The 16,430-nt window shown below is 44.1% G+C and carries 16 protein-coding genes; 11 read left to right on the forward strand and 5 right to left on the reverse strand.

The window, feature by feature from the left end; translation table 11 throughout:
- The first annotated feature begins 5 nt into the window (after positions 1-5).
- From EMP01_RS02050 to rfbG, 5 genes are all read left to right on the forward strand, one after another.
- Entirely contained in the window at positions 6-803 is a 798-nt protein-coding gene (locus EMP01_RS02050; RefSeq protein WP_129019831.1) for an RDD family protein, read from the forward strand.
- The gene (locus tag EMP01_RS02055) at positions 804-1,403 is read left to right on the forward strand and encodes an acyl carrier protein phosphodiesterase (RefSeq protein WP_129019832.1); all 600 of its coding nucleotides are present in this window, start codon (positions 804-806) and stop codon (positions 1,401-1,403) included.
- 68 nt (positions 1,404-1,471) lie between these two features.
- Positions 1,472-2,704 (forward strand): serine hydrolase domain-containing protein, encoded by a 1,233-nt coding sequence (locus EMP01_RS02060; RefSeq protein ID WP_129019833.1) that lies wholly within the window; start codon positions 1,472-1,474, stop codon positions 2,702-2,704.
- Positions 2,705-2,734: 30 nt separating this feature from the next.
- A complete protein-coding gene (gene rfbF / locus EMP01_RS02065; RefSeq protein ID WP_129019834.1) occupies positions 2,735-3,508 on the forward strand; it encodes a glucose-1-phosphate cytidylyltransferase in 774 nt (257 codons plus the stop codon).
- 16 nt (positions 3,509-3,524) lie between these two features.
- Positions 3,525-4,598 (forward strand): CDP-glucose 4,6-dehydratase, encoded by a 1,074-nt coding sequence (rfbG, locus tag EMP01_RS02070; protein ID WP_129019835.1) that lies wholly within the window; start codon positions 3,525-3,527, stop codon positions 4,596-4,598.
- 97 nt (positions 4,599-4,695) lie between these two features.
- Here the strand turns inward: rfbG and EMP01_RS02075 are convergent, their stop codons facing one another.
- Entirely contained in the window at positions 4,696-5,637 is a 942-nt protein-coding gene (locus EMP01_RS02075; protein ID WP_237559445.1) for a polyketide cyclase, read from the reverse strand.
- 649 nt (positions 5,638-6,286) lie between these two features.
- Positions 6,287-6,862: a DUF4126 domain-containing protein gene (locus EMP01_RS02080; protein ID WP_129019836.1), complete on the reverse strand. Its 576-nt coding sequence runs from the start codon at positions 6,860-6,862 to the stop codon at positions 6,287-6,289.
- A gap of 113 nt (positions 6,863-6,975) precedes the next feature.
- Here EMP01_RS02080 and miaE point away from each other — a divergent pair, with 113 nt between their 5' ends.
- Both miaE and kdsA read left to right on the forward strand, forming a co-directional pair.
- Positions 6,976-7,572, forward strand: a complete 597-nt coding sequence (gene miaE / locus EMP01_RS02085; RefSeq protein ID WP_129019837.1) for a tRNA-(ms[2]io[6]A)-hydroxylase — start codon at positions 6,976-6,978, stop codon at positions 7,570-7,572.
- A gap of 17 nt (positions 7,573-7,589) precedes the next feature.
- Positions 7,590-8,387 (forward strand): 3-deoxy-8-phosphooctulonate synthase, encoded by a 798-nt coding sequence (gene kdsA / locus EMP01_RS02090; protein ID WP_129019838.1) that lies wholly within the window; start codon positions 7,590-7,592, stop codon positions 8,385-8,387.
- An 85-nt stretch (positions 8,388-8,472) separates the two neighbouring features.
- On the opposite strand, the gene EMP01_RS02095 is transcribed toward kdsA, so the two are convergent.
- Positions 8,473-9,072 (reverse strand): thioredoxin family protein, encoded by a 600-nt coding sequence (locus tag EMP01_RS02095; RefSeq protein WP_129019839.1) that lies wholly within the window; start codon positions 9,070-9,072, stop codon positions 8,473-8,475.
- Positions 9,073-9,253: 181 nt separating this feature from the next.
- Here EMP01_RS02095 and EMP01_RS02100 point away from each other — a divergent pair, with 181 nt between their 5' ends.
- A complete protein-coding gene (locus EMP01_RS02100; protein ID WP_202615971.1) occupies positions 9,254-9,817 on the forward strand; it encodes a UbiX family flavin prenyltransferase in 564 nt (187 codons plus the stop codon).
- 95 nt (positions 9,818-9,912) lie between these two features.
- On the opposite strand, the gene EMP01_RS02105 is transcribed toward EMP01_RS02100, so the two are convergent.
- Both EMP01_RS02105 and EMP01_RS02110 read right to left on the reverse strand, forming a co-directional pair.
- On the reverse strand, positions 9,913-10,662 hold the full coding sequence (locus EMP01_RS02105) for a LytR/AlgR family response regulator transcription factor (protein ID WP_129019841.1): 750 nt from the start codon (positions 10,660-10,662) through the stop codon (positions 9,913-9,915).
- Positions 10,643-12,502: a tetratricopeptide repeat-containing sensor histidine kinase gene (locus EMP01_RS02110; RefSeq protein WP_161971191.1), complete on the reverse strand. Its 1,860-nt coding sequence runs from the start codon at positions 12,500-12,502 to the stop codon at positions 10,643-10,645. Before EMP01_RS02110 ends, EMP01_RS02105 begins: the two co-directional genes overlap by 20 nt.
- A 153-nt stretch (positions 12,503-12,655) precedes the next feature.
- Between EMP01_RS02110 and EMP01_RS02115 the strand changes: the two genes are divergently transcribed.
- The 3 genes from EMP01_RS02115 to EMP01_RS02125 all read left to right on the forward strand — a co-directional run bounded on the left by EMP01_RS02115 (position 12,656) and on the right by EMP01_RS02125 (position 16,416).
- Positions 12,656-13,609: an SIMPL domain-containing protein gene (locus tag EMP01_RS02115; RefSeq protein ID WP_129019843.1), complete on the forward strand. Its 954-nt coding sequence runs from the start codon at positions 12,656-12,658 to the stop codon at positions 13,607-13,609.
- A 113-nt stretch (positions 13,610-13,722) separates the two neighbouring features.
- Positions 13,723-14,895, forward strand: a complete 1,173-nt coding sequence (locus EMP01_RS02120; protein WP_129019844.1) for a vWA domain-containing protein — start codon at positions 13,723-13,725, stop codon at positions 14,893-14,895.
- 102 nt (positions 14,896-14,997) lie between these two features.
- The gene (locus tag EMP01_RS02125; RefSeq protein WP_129019845.1) at positions 14,998-16,416 is read left to right on the forward strand and encodes a serine hydrolase domain-containing protein; all 1,419 of its coding nucleotides are present in this window, start codon (positions 14,998-15,000) and stop codon (positions 16,414-16,416) included.
- Positions 16,417-16,430: the final 14 nt, after the last annotated feature.

The raw sequence follows: 16,430 nt of genomic DNA on the forward strand, positions 1-16,430 counted from the left end.
GGCATATGGCCAGACTAACGGTACATACTCCTTTCAATATTGATCTGGAATTTGCGGTGGCTCCTATCTTTAAGAGAGGAGCCGCTTATGGCATAGACCTGCTGATCACCGCCATTTTCGCATTTGTCATGACCAGCACGGTTTTGGACAAAGCTTCGGGGCTTGATGATCTGCTGGAAGCGTCCCAGCTCTTCCTTGTTGTGCTGCCCATATACCTTTACCATTTGGTATGCGAGCTGCTGATGAACGGACAAAGCCTGGGAAAGAAAATCATGCGCATAAGGGTTGTGAATGAATCCGGAAATGCAGCCAGTACCAGCCAGTTTTTACTACGGTGGATTCTGTCTATACCCAATCTTGCCTCAGTAGGCGTAGCCTATTACCTGCTTGCTATGCCGATGGTGGTTTTAGCAGTCGGCATCCTGGCATTACCGGACATCATCTCTATGGCAATATCGGAAACAGGCAAACGTATAGGAGACAGGGCCGCCAATACTGTAGTGATCGATCTTCGGTACCAGACAAATATTGAGCATACCATCTTCAGAGAAGTGGGTACACAAACCGATTATGTGCCCAAATTTCCTGAAGTCATGCAACTGACCGATAAGGATATCAATACCCTGCGCAACCTGTTGTCGCAGAAACGTACCAGCGACCTGGATCTTTATGTAGACCGTGTGGCCCGCAGAATCGAAGACGTACTTAAGATTCATAATAACAGTATGGATCCTTACTACTTCTTTGAAGAGCTGCTGCACGACTATAATTTTATTACCCAACAACAATCAAACCGATCTTAATTGAACTACCTCGGCCACGCATATTTATCGTTTAACCATCCGGAGCTTCTGGTGGGCAATATGATCGGTGATCATATCAAAGGCCGCATTGCCTTACAAAGCCTTCCGCAAGGCATTCATAACGGTGTATTATTACACCGGGAGATAGATCGCTTTGCCGACAATCACCCGGCGTCTCAAAAGGCCAAAACATACTTTCGGGAGCATTATCGCTTATATGCCGGTGCATTTGTAGACAGCCTTTACGATCATTTTATTGCGAACGATCCTCACTGCTTTACCAGTGAGCAGGCATTATTTGATTTTACCCAGGAGACTTACCACACACTGGAGCAATACCTGCCCCAGCTGCCGGAAGGCTTCCAAAAGATATTCCCCTACATGCGGGAGCACAACTGGCTGTATGGTTACCGTACGATGAAGGGTATGCAGAAGTCCTTTAACGGACTGGCACACCGGGCCAAATATATCGACAATGCCGACCAGGCCTATGTAGCCTTCGTGTCCCATTACTATACCCTAAACCAGTACTATTACGAGTTTATAGATGATGTAAAATCATTTGCACAAAGTGTCATAGACCAGTACGCAGAGAAGTAAAACTTATTGTTAATTTTTTCAGATAATTGCAGGTTAGAAGTAACTTCGCAATATTGTATTTTTTTGAAATGAATATTGATCAGTCTGTGATGAAGATCCTTAAAGCATCCCCTTATTATATCTTAGTATTTTCGGCATTTTTCCTTGCCTGTCAGGCAGGAGCCACCCATGAAGCGAGCGGCAAACCATTGATCAATAAAGAAAATTATAAAAAGATCAATATTACCTACGCCGATACCAGCAGCCCTCAGGCGAGACAGCTTATCGGTTCCCTCGATTCCTATTACAATGTACAGGTTAACCGTGGTTTTAACGGGAGTGTACTGATTGGCAAAAAGGGCAAGATCCTGTACCAGCGACACTTTGGTGTGGCCAATAAGGCAGCACAAATGCCATTGAGCGCTAATGTTTCCACCCAGCTGGCCTCCACCTCTAAGCCATTCACGGCAACTGCTGTGTTATGGCTGTATCAGAATAAATACCTGGATATTGAGCTTCCGGTAAATACTTACCTGAAGAACTTTCCATATACTAATATTACGGTAAAAATGCTGCTGGATCAGCGCAGCGGATTACCCGATTATACCAAAACGGGTGTGCCTAAATGGGCGGGTAAAACTCCGATGTATAATAATGATCTGCAGCAATATCTGGCTACTTATAAACCGAAGCTGATGTTTACACCGGATTCTCGCTTCAACTACAGCAATACAAACTATGCACTGCTGGCAAGAATCGTGGAAGAAGTATCGGGCATGCCGTATAAGCAGTTTATGAAAGAGCTGATCTTCGACCCGCTGGGTATGACACATACATTCGTATATGATCCTAAAGATGATTACAGCAATCGCCAGATGACGACCAGCTATAAATTTAACTGGCTGATCCATGATAACACACATGAGGATGGAGTCTATGGTGACAAAGGCATCTACAGTACAGTAGAGGATATGTATCGTTGGGATCAGTCTTTCTACAACCACGATATCCTGAGTGATAAAATGCAGAAACTGTCCATTACCGGCTATTCCAATGAAATGCGCGGCATGAAAAACTACGGACTGGGATGGCGTATGTACGACTTCCCTAACGGGCAGAAGATCGTATACCACAATGGTTGGTGGCACGGAAATAATACCGTATTTTACCGCTTTATTCAGGATAATACAACGGTAATTGTACTGGGCAACCGATACAATGCCAAGATATACGAACAAGGCAAAGAAGTATACCAGATCCTGAAAAGATTCTCTAAAGACTGCATCTATACCTTTGGCCAGGATGTAGCCGGAGATGAATAAACAAACCCTATTTTAATCATACTATTCAATATGAAAGTAGTCATATTTGCCGGAGGCAGGGGCACCAGAATATCAGAAGAATCGCAGCTCAGACCTAAACCCATGATTGAGATCGGTGGCAAACCGATTTTATGGCATATCATGAAAACCTATGCGCATTACGGGCATACCGAATTTATCATTTGCCTGGGTTATAAAGGCTGGCATATCAAAGAGTATTTTGCCAATTACTTTCTGCACAATGCCGATATGACGGTAGATCTGCAAAACAACAGTATTGAATTTCTGAATAATAATGCAGAACCATTTAAGGTAACGATGATTGATACCGGGCTGGAAACAATGACTGCCGGAAGACTGAAACGTGTACTGCCTTATACCAACAATGAGCCTTTCCTGCTGACGTACGGCGACGGGCTTATTGATGCTAATATTAATGAGACTATTGACTTTCATAAACAAACAGGAAAGATCTGTACCATGACCTCAATACAGGCGGGCAGCCGCTTCGGGGTCATCAAGATGCAGGACAATGGTGTGATCGAATCATTTGAAGAGAAGCCTAAAGATAGCGGCTCCTGGATCAATGCGGGATACTTCGTAGTAGAACCGGAGATCCGTAAATATCTCGAAGGTGATATGGATGATATTATGTGGGAAGCAGAGCCTATGGCAAACCTGGCAAAAGATCAGCAGATTGCGGCCTACAAACATCATGGTTTCTGGAAGTGTATGGATACCCTGAGAGAGAAAGAAGAGCTGGAAAGCATGTGGGAACAGGGCGCCAAATGGAAATGCTGGTAAAAAATAATTTATAATCATGCAGGATCTCAGACAAGTATTTAATGGCAAAAAGGTATTTCTTACCGGGCATACCGGCTTTAAGGGAGCCTGGATGCTGCAATTACTGCACCACCTGGGTGCTATTGTAAAAGGCTACTCCCTGGCCCCTGAGCAGGACCAGGACCTGTATAACCAGATAGATGGTGAAGCGCTCTGTTATGCCTCTGTAATTGACGATATACGCAATGCACAGGTATTACAGGGAGAGATTATACGCTTCGAACCGGATTTTGTATTTCATTTTGCAGCACAGGCGCTGGTTCGTAAAAGCTACGAAATACCGGTTGATACTTTTTCGACCAATGTAATGGGTACTGTACATATCCTGGAGGCTATGCGCCACCTGGAAAATCCTTGTACTGGTATCATCATTACCACCGATAAAGTATATGAGAATAATGAAAAAGGATTGCCCTTCCTGGAGCAGGATAAATTAGGCGGTTACGATCCCTACTCTGCCAGTAAAGCAGCATCTGAGATCGCGATCAGTTCCTACATCAATTCCTTTTTCAACCCGGCAGATTATGCCGTACATCAGAAAAGTATTGTGTCGATGCGTGCCGGTAATGTAATCGGCGGTGGTGATTATTCCACAGACCGCATTATCCCCGACATTGTACGGGCCATCCAGCAGGATGTACCGGTACAGTTACGCAACCCGCAGTCGGTACGACCATGGCAGCATGTGATTGAACCGCTGTATGCTTACCTGCAAATGGCAGCACACCTGCAGGAGCAACCGACACAGTATGCTACAGCATATAATATTGGACCGGAGGCGGCTGATGTATTAGATGTAAAAACTGTAACAGAGCAATTTATCCAGGCATTCGGCCGCGGGCAGTATGAAACTCCGGCCCAGAACGGGACTGCTGTACATGAGGCTAAATTACTCTTGCTGGACAATACCCGTATTAAAGAAGATATCGGCTTCCGACCCAAACTGAATGCTCAACAGGCGATACAATGGACAGCAGAATGGTATGCAGATAAAGAGCGTACCGCAGCTGAAAAATGTTGTGCCCAACTGGAAGCATATATGGCGCTGTAATAACGAAATAAAAATATTCAATACAATGGAATACTGTGAACGTGTTCCATTTTTTATGGACTAAACTGATGCTTTCTTTACTGCAATAGAAGTGCTATTACCTGCCGTATTTCATTTTTAAATCTTTTTCCAGATTATTAAATACATAGTCATGCTCCTGGCTAACACCTAACGTTTCCATTGGTTCCCAATAGAAACGTGGCGTTAGCACAGATGTGTAGGTGGTTATTCTGGTTAATTTGCAGCTATTATTGCCAACTGGCTCGAAGTAATAAATTGCTTGCTTAAATCCTATCCATTTCCTTCCGATCAAGTTATAATCAATAACGTCCATCTTCAATACTCTTCCAGGTTCCAGTTGTGTTACTCTTTCCGTAATCGTTCCTCCACCAAAGTCAGCATTACTTAATCTCCCGCCCCTGAAATAGCAAGTTCTCAATGCCCCCACTTCCTCTTTTTCCAGAATACATTTTGTAGGAATGGGTAAATCCAGTTTGAGTAAAAGTGGCTTTTCCGCATCAAGTGTATCAACCGACTTGATGGCATCATATACTTCGATTGGAGAGTAGTTAAAAACCTTTTCTGTTTTAACTACTATTATAGTTTCCTTGTCACTTTTAAGAAAATGTTCCGTTGGCGCGGCGATCAAAAAAGGAATTAAGGGTAAAACCAGAACAGAAAACCTGTTGGTCTCCTTGATTATTTTGTAACGCTTAACCAATCTGGTGATTACATAGCCTAAGAAGATGAATGGAACAATTAAGCCCAGGGCCATCACAATGCAAATAACACCAGAGAATCCGGGAATGTAAATCGCAATAAGTAACAGGATTGTGGTGATGACGGCTCCCAGAAGTGCATATCCTCTGACCTTCATAGTGCCAATAGCAACACCCAATACAACGGGAAGGAGGCCAAATAAAATCCAGCTATAGTCTGCAAGTCCAAAAAACAGAAATATAATTCCTGTCCCGATAAAGATTGTGGTCAGCAAAATAGACAGCCGGAAGCTTTTATCTTTCAGTATTGTATTCAGCATTTCTTACTCTTGTTTTTAAATTCTTACTCTTGTTTTTAAATTTAAAGGTAATCTGATAAATAGGTAATATAATAAAGCTGATCGTCCATATATAATATCCTATACTGATAGATATCTCCTGGTTTGTAAATACCGTTTTGAAGTCTATTACAGCTTCAAATATGAAAAAGCAAACAGCTAGTATGAATGCCATTATACCCACAGGATAGGTATCCTTACCTTTTCTGAATTGTCTGACATCAATATAGTACAGGATATTGGCAGACCAGAAGAACAAATAAGGCCATGCCAAAGGATAGAACGGAAACAGAAAGCCAGATATTAAATTTAATACGCCAATTTGACGATTAACTGCTGGCAGTAGACAGGACAGCGCAAACAATGCCAATGATAAATACAGGATGCCTTGTCTACTTAAGCTATTCATGTAATCTTGATCTTAAAACACCACGAAGATATAGGGAATATTTTAATACAGACTTTAATTCTTTGTCAGAGGAAATAAATATATTTCCTCTATTCATAAGGCATTAAACGCTATCAAAAAGGAACACATAAACGTGCTCCTTTTTTGATAGTGGTCTAAGTATCCGAACTGTGCTCAACGTGACACCAGATACCTTCTATAATTCGCAATAAAGCTTTTAGCTCAAACTGCCGATCTTCTAAACCGCCTGATCAGCCACCCGCCCATTACCCATACCATAATCAGGGCCACAATGCCTGTTATAATCGGGAGTACTAAGGCCATTAATGAGCCTCCAATAGAAGCCACATTCTCACCACTGGCAACTATTCCGTTACCGGTGGTCATGGTAAACTTCCCGGAAAGTAAGCGGGTCATAACCGTACCGGATTGTATGACTCCGGCACTACCACCACCTACAATAATGCCTAATCCCCAGCGCAGCATTTCATCATTTATAGGTAAGACCGCAGTGGTGAGCAATGTACCGGCTACCACTGCAAGGGGTGTTGCTATCGTATCCAGCGCATGGTCGACCACAGGGATATAATACGCTGCAATCTCTAATACAGATGCACTGCCAAATGCGACGATAGCCGCTATAGATCCCATCCAGGCAAACTGGTTGTGTACCCAACCGGGAAACCATCCGAAATGGGTAGCCAGGGCGGTAACCAGCATCGGCACAAATACACGGAAACCGCAACTGGCACTGAGTCCAATGCCCAGGAAAACAGCCATGATTATTTCCTTATTCATTCGGTATATTTTTAGTGTCTTATAAAGTTACCATTTATCCCGGATAAAGTATGGAAGATGCTGTATCGGGATTCCTTTAAAAGGGCTAATTTTGCAGTTCATTAAAAAGCTTTATGTCAGAAAATACGATACTGGGCCTTAAGCTGCCTACCGATCCGCGCTGGGTAGACATTGCCGCTATTTCACTGGAAGATATACTGACCGATCATGCATTCTGCGAACAGAAAGCCGCTACCACAATGATCTCCATTATTCAGCGATATTCTGATCGTGCCGAACTGGTCGATAAATTAGCTCCGGTGGTAACGGAAGAATGGGGTCACTTCCGCATGGTGCTGGCCGAGCTGAAGAAAAGAGGATTACACCTGGGTAAACAACGTAAGGATGATTATGTGAATGCCCTGCTGACGCGCGAGCCTAAGAACATCAGCCCGGAACAACGTCTGCTGCATAAACTATGTATCTGTGCATTGATCGAGGCCCGCAGCTGTGAACGCTTTCGCCTGCTGAGCCTGCATATCTCTGATGATAAACTGAAAGAATTCTATTATAAATTTATGGTTTCAGAAGCCGGGCACTATCGCCTGTTCCTGGATCTGGCGCGTACTTATTTTGAAGAGGAAACTGTACGTGACACCTGGCAATGGTGGCTGCAGGAAGAAAAAGAAATCATGGAAGCTATGCCTCCCCGTGCAGACCGTATACATTAATCCATTAAAACGATAACATGCAATATACCCAAACTGACAACTTCTTCCTGATGGCCGGTCCTTGTGCCATAGAAGGTGAAGATATGGCCCTGCGCATTGCAGAGCAGATTGTACAAATTACCAGTGCACTGAACATACCATATATTTTCAAAGGTTCTTACCGTAAGGCAAACCGTACCCGCCTCGATTCCTTTACGGGTATTGGTGACGAGAATGCGCTGAAAATCCTGCAAAAAGTGGGACAAACTTTCGGAGTACCGGTGGTAACAGACATTCATGATGCTTCGGAAGCAGCTATGGCTGCGGAATACGTAGATATTATACAGATCCCGGCATTTCTGTGCCGCCAGACTGATATTCTCGTGGCAGCAGCACAAACCGGTAAAGTCGTAAATATTAAGAAAGGACAATTCCTGGCTCCTGAGTCCATGCAGTTTGCAGTAAACAAAGTAAGAGAAAGCGGTAATGAGCAGGTGATCCTGACCGACCGTGGCACTATGTTCGGCTATCAGGATATGATTGTAGACTACCGTGGCATCCCCATCATGAAAGATATGGGAGTACCTGCGGTGATGGATTGTACACACTCTCTGCAACAACCGAACCAGACCTCTGGTGTAACCGGTGGTAATCCGCAGATGATTGAAACCATAGCGCGTGCTGCCATTGCGGTGGGTGCAGATGGTTTATTTATCGAAACGCATCCGGACCCTAAGCATGCAAAATCGGATGGTGCTAATATGCTGAACCTTGCTTTATTGCAGCCTTTGCTAGAGAAGCTGGTGCGTTTGAAAGCAGTAGTGAACACACTTTAATATACTAACCCATTTTTATAAAAGAATAGTGGCGCGCTCTACGAGCGCGCCACTATTCTTTTATAAATCTTGACTTAAGATTGATCTAAGAATTAGGTGCCCAGGAGGGTTTGAAATCACGCTGAAAATCCTGCCAGGTGGTCTTTTTAGGATATGCCTCCACGAAGAATTTCAGTATGCTTTCCATCTGGTCAATACGCTGGTATCCCGGAATCGGATTCACAAAACTCATGTTCTCGCCAAGAATAACCGTAGTCGGATAACTCATGCGTCCGCCCATCATTTCAGCAGCCAGGCGATTAGCGCGCAGCTCCTGCTCGAAGGCATATTCCTTACCATAGAACTTTATAACGTCTTTGGTTTCGGCATCAAACTTCACCGCATAGAAGTGCTGGTTTACATATTTAATCAGCTCTTTATTGGTATATGTTTTAGAGTCCATTACCTTACACCATCCACACCAGGAAGTATAAAAATCTACCAGTACCATTTTAGGTTTGGCTTTCATTTTAGCCTCCAGCTCTTCCATAGAGATCCATTGGATTTCATTGGTGTCTACCGCAGCATCTTTCACTACAGCAGAGGTCGTTTTAGAAGACTTGGCTGTGCTTTTTGTTTTTTTCTGTGCCCATAATGGTTGTGTAATACAACTTAAAGACAAGGCAGCAATTAACAGGTATTTCATAATTACAATTTCATGCGCTTAATAAGACCGGCATATCCGGCTCAGAGGTTTGTAAATTTAAGCTAAAAACCGCAATGAAAGCGTTAAGATTAGGGAAAGACCGGGACAAAAGTCTGCCTCAAGTCTGCTGCGCTACAGATTTAGCCGTACTTTTGCATGGTATTCAAATACAATATTCATCATGAAAATTGCAGTTGCCATTACCGGTGCCAGTGGATCGATCTACGCGAAACTTTTCCTGAAAAGCCTGAAAGCTTTGATCGATGAGGATCTCGACATACAGGTAGACCTTGTATACAGTAAGAACGCATATACGGTGTGGAAAGAGGAACTGGATGATGAATCTTACAATGAGTTCCCTTTTAAGATCTGGGAGACGCATGACTTCTATGCTCCTTTTGCATCGGGCAGTGCAGGATATGATGCGCTGGTGATCGTGCCCTGTAGTATGGGTACGCTGGGCCGTATTGCGACTGGCATCAGTGATAGCCTGGTGACCCGCGCAGCTGATGTAATGCTAAAGGAAAGACGTAAACTTATTTGTGTAATCCGGGAAACACCGTACAACCTGATACACATCAATAATATGAAAACGGTGACAGAAGCCGGTGGTATCATATGCCCTGCATCACCCAGCTTTTACAGCAAACCTAAAGACCTTACAGAAGCAGCGATGACGGTTGTGGACCGTATTATAGGCCTGCTGGGCCTGCCGGGAAAGGGATATAAGTGGGGAGAAAAATAAATCGGAAACCGCAACCGAGGTTTCCGCATGAGCACTTCCTATATCGCCTAATCGCTGCTGCCCTTCTAATGCCTCAGTATATTCATGATACAGTCTTAAGCAAAAGCTCTCAGCAGCTGATCTTTATACCCGGCCGAAACCTCTATCTCACTGCCATCGGCCAGTACAACATAACCTCCCGTACCCTTATGGTATTTCTTCACGAAATGGATATTGATGATATGCGACTTGTGTATGCGTACAAAAGGATAGGTCAGCAGTTCTTCAAAATGTTTTAAAAAGCGGCAGACCATTTTCTTACTGCCATCTTCCATAAAGATATCTGTAAAATTGCCATTGCCTTTCAGGCGCATAATGGCCTTGTTCTGCACCACTTCAAAGCCATCAATAGTAGGCAGGATCAGTTTTTGCAGTTCAAAGTTGTTCTTGTTATTATCAATCACCACCTGGTTGCGGCGTATACCATCCTTCTGCTGTATGAGCTGACCAACTTTCTGCACGGCGACGATCAGTTCTTCTATACTGACCGGTTTCAGCAGGTAGTAGGCTGCACTCTGATTCAGGGCACGTAAGGCATACTCAGAATAAGCGGTTACAAAGATTGTTTCAAAATCCAGATCACGACAGCCTTCCAGCACATCAAAGGCATTTCCAAAAGGCATTTCCACATCCAGGAATACCAGTTGCGGTTGCAGTTCATGTAATATGGCAATAGCATCGGTACAGTTATAGGCAATACCGGTAACTGTTACCTGCGGGCAATACTTGGCCAGGTAAGCTTTCAGTGCCTGCACCGCAGCCATTTCATCTTCTACGATAACGGCATTAATGGTCTGTATCTTCATCGTTTTTTCTTTGTATGGGTAAGGTAAGGGTTACAGTTGTTCCGTTTTTGCCTTCGCTGGAAAGGTCTTTCAGCTGGTAATTGATCTGTGTTTTATACAGGCTGTTCAGCAGCTCGATCCGCTCTTTGGTATTCTGCATGCCCAGTGATTTATAGGCTTTCTGGTTCTCTGTTTTCAGGGCCAGACTCTGCTCTATCCCGATGCCATTATCGGTTACCGTCATATAGAGCGTATTGCCCGCCTGCTTTATATCCAACCATAGCTGGCCCTTATCTGTTTTATACCGTAGCCCGTGCCAGATGGCATTCTCCAGAAAAGGTTGTAACAGCATATTGGGGATCATGATATCGTGCGATTCTATATTATCTGCTACATTGATGTGGTACTCAAACTGGCTGCTGAATCGCTGATACTCCAGTGATAAATATTTTTGCAGGTGATCCAATTCTACACTCAGGGGCACAAAATCATGACTGGAATGCTCCATTACCGTACGCATCAGGCGTGAATAGGCATTGAGGTAGGCATTCGCTTTGCGGTCATCGTGTTCAGCAATAAACTGGTTCACACTATTAAGGCTATTGAATACAAAATGCGGATTCATTTCTCTGCGCAAAGACTGCAGGCGGATCTGTTTATTTTTGCGCATAATGGCATAATAGGCGCGCAGCATCAGCCCCAGGAACAGCAGGATGACTACGACAATAGCGAGCAGCAAATAATTGGAGCGGCGCGATTGTACAATAATCTCTTTCTGTAATTCCTTTTCGTTCTCCAGTTGCTTTATTTTCTGTGCCGATAATTCCACTGCTTTTTTATCCATAAGCGCACTGTCCTTCAGCAGCAGCTCATCCATATCATCAAGGAACTGCAGCATCACAGACTGTGCTTTCCCGGACTCATTGGTCTGTATATAAAACTCGAGCAGATGTTTCAGCGCATTTTTGCCGGCCTGTGTATTATGTACTGATTTGGCGGTATCGTAAGCCTTGCGCAGGTTTTCTTCGGCCAGTACTTGATTTCCAGACTGCGCATATAGTGTACCCAGCTGTGTATAGGCAGTAACCTTTAGTTTGGATTGTGTCTGAGCATCCGTATTTTTTACCAGGCTCTTGTTCAGTGCAATGGCATCCTCAACCTTATTCTGCTGCACCAACTGGCGGGAAAGCTGTTCCGCCGCAGCTTCGGTACCGGCATTTGACTTATCCTGTTGTTTTACGGCATTGGTCAATGAATTAATGGCTGCTTTACTATCTTCTACATTATTCTGAGAGGTGGCCAATTGTGTATAGGCATCGCTCATTTCCTGCTGTACATCTACCTGCTTATCTTTCGTTTTCTGCAACAGGGAAACATTATCCTGCGATAATTGCTGCTGGTATTTATAATTTGTTGTGCGCAGGCGGCTGGCGTCATTGTAATTTAATTGCCGGTTCAGGTTGCTGTTGGCTCCTTTACCCGCGATGTCATAATTCTGGGCAGCCTGTTTCAGCTTGGCCTGCATCTCCTGTGCCTTCGCTACTTTACGCTTTGCCATAGAAAAGTCACGATCATTGTTTTTAAACAATACTGCTGCCTTTTCAAAGTATTGTTCTGCCTTGTTGTACTCCCCCTGTGTGAAAAACACATCGCCCATGCGCATATATCCGTCTGCCTGCTGATTATTATTATCGGAGCTGATGTCTTTCTCGGCTTCACTGGCTATAGTACCTATGCTTTTTGCCTTCGGCGAACTCTTCTTCAAGGATTCAGAACTGGCAGGTACAGACTGTGCCATCACTGAGCCGGTAAAGGCCAGTAAAAGCAACAATAACATACTCACTTCAAGACTTCGTTTCATCTGCATATTTTGAAAGATAAAATTATAACTAATTATCACAATGACCTCCTGTTTCACCAAGTCATACCCTGCATTCACCCATTAGTACCTTCTACACGCTATGTCACTGGCTATTTTTGAATTGTAAAATATCTCTCAATACAATTTTCGATTATGAAAAAACTCATTTTTGCCTTTACTGCTTTATGCTCCTCTTTGCTGTCCACAGCCCAGATCTCCGGCAATATCAATTACGAAGAAACGGTGCACTACCCGGAGCAAACCATTAATGTAGGAGCAACGGCTGACCGCAACCTGTATATCAACATTAAAGGTATGCTCAATGTAAAACCGGATATGCTGATCGCTACTTTTTCCGTCACACAAACCGGTAAAAGTGCACAGGAAGCACATGAGCTGATGGACAAGCGCATCAAGACGGCTACCGCTGCCATGCAGGCACTTAAAGGGGCGCAGATCTATGTAGATATGATTTCCTGTGTACCGCTCTATCAGACGCAGGTAGAACAAAAAATATTCAGTAAAAAGACCTACAATGAAGTACCTGCCGGATTTGAGCTCAAAAAGAATATACAGATAAGGCTCACCGACCCTGCGCTGATGGATGAGCTGATGGCCATCGCCGCAGAACAGGAAATATACGATCTGGTCAAAGTTGATTATACGGTACTGCATATGGAGGAGCTAAAAAAAGAGTTGATGGCTAAGGCGCAGAAACAGGTCCTGGAGAAGATCAAATTCCAGGAAACGCTCTTGGGTATCAGTCTTACGGGAACTGACCGTACCTACAATGATGGTTTCAAAGTTTTCCTGCCTACAGAAATGTATAAACGCTATACGGCTTACCGCAACAACTCAATCACCGGTGGCGTTAACACCAATCGCTTTAATGCAGCGGATAAGAATACCAGCCTTTTTTATCAGCCGGTGATGGATAAGGAATTTGATTTTGTACTTAACCCAGGCATTCTGGAACCATCGGTACAGATCCTGTACCAGGTGCAGCTTACGATTCTGAGAGATAAAGAAAAAGACAAGAAGCCGAATAAAGAATATATCCTGGTGAGTCCGGATGGTCAGTTCAAAACATTACCGATACAACCATAACATCAGTTTACCCTATTCTTTAGTTCATTCATCAAGTCATCCGGCATATTGACCCAGTTTGCCGAAAACACATCTGACAAGCAAATAGCTTTGTATCTATAAAAATAACTGTTATGAAAAAGATGATCCTTTGCGCCTGGACCGCGCTATATAGTATATCCTGCATTGGCGATGTTACTGCACAACAGCAGCAACGCAGACCGGTAAGCAGTTTTGACCGCCCGGTAGCTGCCCGTAAAACCAGGATACAGGTGGCTATTCTGCTCGACACCTCGGGCAGTATGGAGGGCCTTATTGAACAGGCTAAATCCCGTCTATGGAATATTATCAACAGCTTAAGCACCTTACGTTTCCAGGGGCAGCAACCGCAGATAGAGATTGCTTTGTACGAATATGGTAATGATGGTATCCCTGCCTCTAATCAATACGTGCGCATGATCAGTCCGCTGACAACAGATCTGGATCTGATCTCTGAAAAACTATTTGCCCTGCGCACTAATGGTGGTGAGGAATATTGCGGTGCCGTGATCCGTAAAGCAACCCAGCAACTGGCATGGTCGGACAGCCGTAATGATATACGCCTGATCTATATTGCCGGTAACGAACCTTTTACCCAAGGAGGTGTTTCGTATAAAGAAGCAATCGGTCTGAGCAACAGTAAAATGATCGGAACCAATACGATATACTGCGGCGATTATACGGAGGGCATCAACAGTTCATGGAAAGATGGTGCTTTAAGAGGCAACGGTGAATATTTCAACATCAACTCTAATGAAAAGATCCGTTTTGTGGCCACTCCTTATGATGATGAAATTGCACAATACAACGATCGCCTGAACAGTACTTATGTACAATATGGCGCATCCGGTGCGATGAAAAAAGATATGCAGATGAATCAGGATGTAAATGCCTACAACGTAAGCCAGTCCTTAAAAGTAGAACGCAGCATCAGTAAGTCCAAAGCGGCATATAACAACCAGTCATGGGACCTGGTAGACCGTATGAAAACGGACAAAGGAGCGGTTAAAACACTGGAGAAAAAATATCTGCCTAAAGAACTGGAAGGCAAATCAGAGGCGGAAATAGAAGCATACGTTGTGACCAAAACGAAAGAGCGCGAGGCCTACCAGGACAAGATCAATACGCTGGCGAAACAACGTCAGGCATACATCGATAAGAAGGCTGCAGAAAATACGGTGACCCAACAAGACGATCTGGGTACTGCTATCAACAATTCTATTATGAAACTGGCGAACAAGAAAGGCTATACGGTAGATAAAAACTAATAGCCGGAGCAGTGCGGGAGTGCGGGGCTATGTATTACAGCATACCGATTGTCTCCCGCATTATTATTCCCATTATACTTTAAACCCTTATTATTTATCTGCATGATCAAAATCAACTTATTACTACTCTTGTCCATTTGCTCGCTCGTATGCTTTGGGCAGCACAAAAACCACACGCAACAGCTGGATAGTATTTTCGCTACACTACATGCCCAGCATCAGTTTAACGGTTCGGTACTAATTGCGGAAAAAGGAAAGGTGATTTTGGAAAAAGGCTATGGCTATAGTAACGAACGGACAAAAGCACTGAATACTGCACAAACAATTTTTGAACTGGCTTCCTGCTCTAAACAATTTACCGCTACTGCCATTGTACTGCTGAAGCGGGAGGGCAAGCTAGACTATAAGGACCCGATCTCGAAATACCTGCCGGAACTGGGCTTCTGGAACAAGGTTACGATTGCAGACCTGCTCCGCCATACCAGTGGTCTGCCCGAATTTCTTGCAGATATGGATAATAATCAGGATAGCACTAAAATTGCGACCAATGCAGATGTGATCCGGTTTTATGCACAGCGAAAAGATACGCTCAGGTTTGAGCCCGGCAGCAGGCACCGTTACTGCAACACCAACTATGTACTGCTCGCCAGTATCGTAGAACGGTTATCAGGCAAGCCCTTTGCGGGTTTCCTTCAGCAGCGCATATTCAAGCCCCTGCACATGGACCACACATTTATTTACAACCGCAAACAGCGACCACGCACGATAAAGAATATTGCAACGGGCTATGCCTGGGCCACCGGCTCTTTCAGAAAAATATCTTCAGACCAAAGGGAGTCCGGAGACTATTTTGTACGCACAGTTGACGGTGTGACTGGTACGGCAAAAGTAAATTCGACGGTAGGCGATATCTATAAATGGATAACAGCGCTTAAAAACAATACCTTCCTCACCAAAAGTGAATTTGAAGAAATGACGGCAGTCACACAAACCAGCTCTGGACAGGATATTGCCTATGGATTCGGGTTTATGCTGTCTAAAGGAGCAAACAGATTTTCGTTCGGGCACAACGGCAGCTGGGATGGTTTTGCTACCCTCATCTTCCATAATATGCTGAAAGATCGCACCGTGATCATCCTGCAGAATTTCAAAATGGGAGCTTTCCCTTATAACAATATTGTGCAGGTATTGGAAGACAGTCCGCAGGAAATGGAGTTTCATAAAAAGATCACCCTACCGGCGGCTACGCTACAACAATATACGGGCGTATACCAAACGGCCGATACCAGTGCCGGCGCAGAAGCCCACTCCATTACATACCTGGATGGTCACTTGATATACAACACCACCAGGAATACCTGGGACATGCGCTTCTATCCCATTTCGGAAACAAAATTCCAGGGCATCCGCCAAGCCAGCAATGATAGCTATTTACAATTTACACCTATGGAAAACGGAGACCTGAAACTTGAATTATTACAAGGCGGTAAAGTCATTGACAGCGGTATCCGCAAAAAATAAAACCCCAATCCTAC

The organism is Edaphocola flava (genome assembly GCF_004118155.1).
Taxonomy (GTDB): Bacteria; Bacteroidota; Bacteroidia; order Chitinophagales; family Chitinophagaceae; genus Edaphocola; species Edaphocola flava.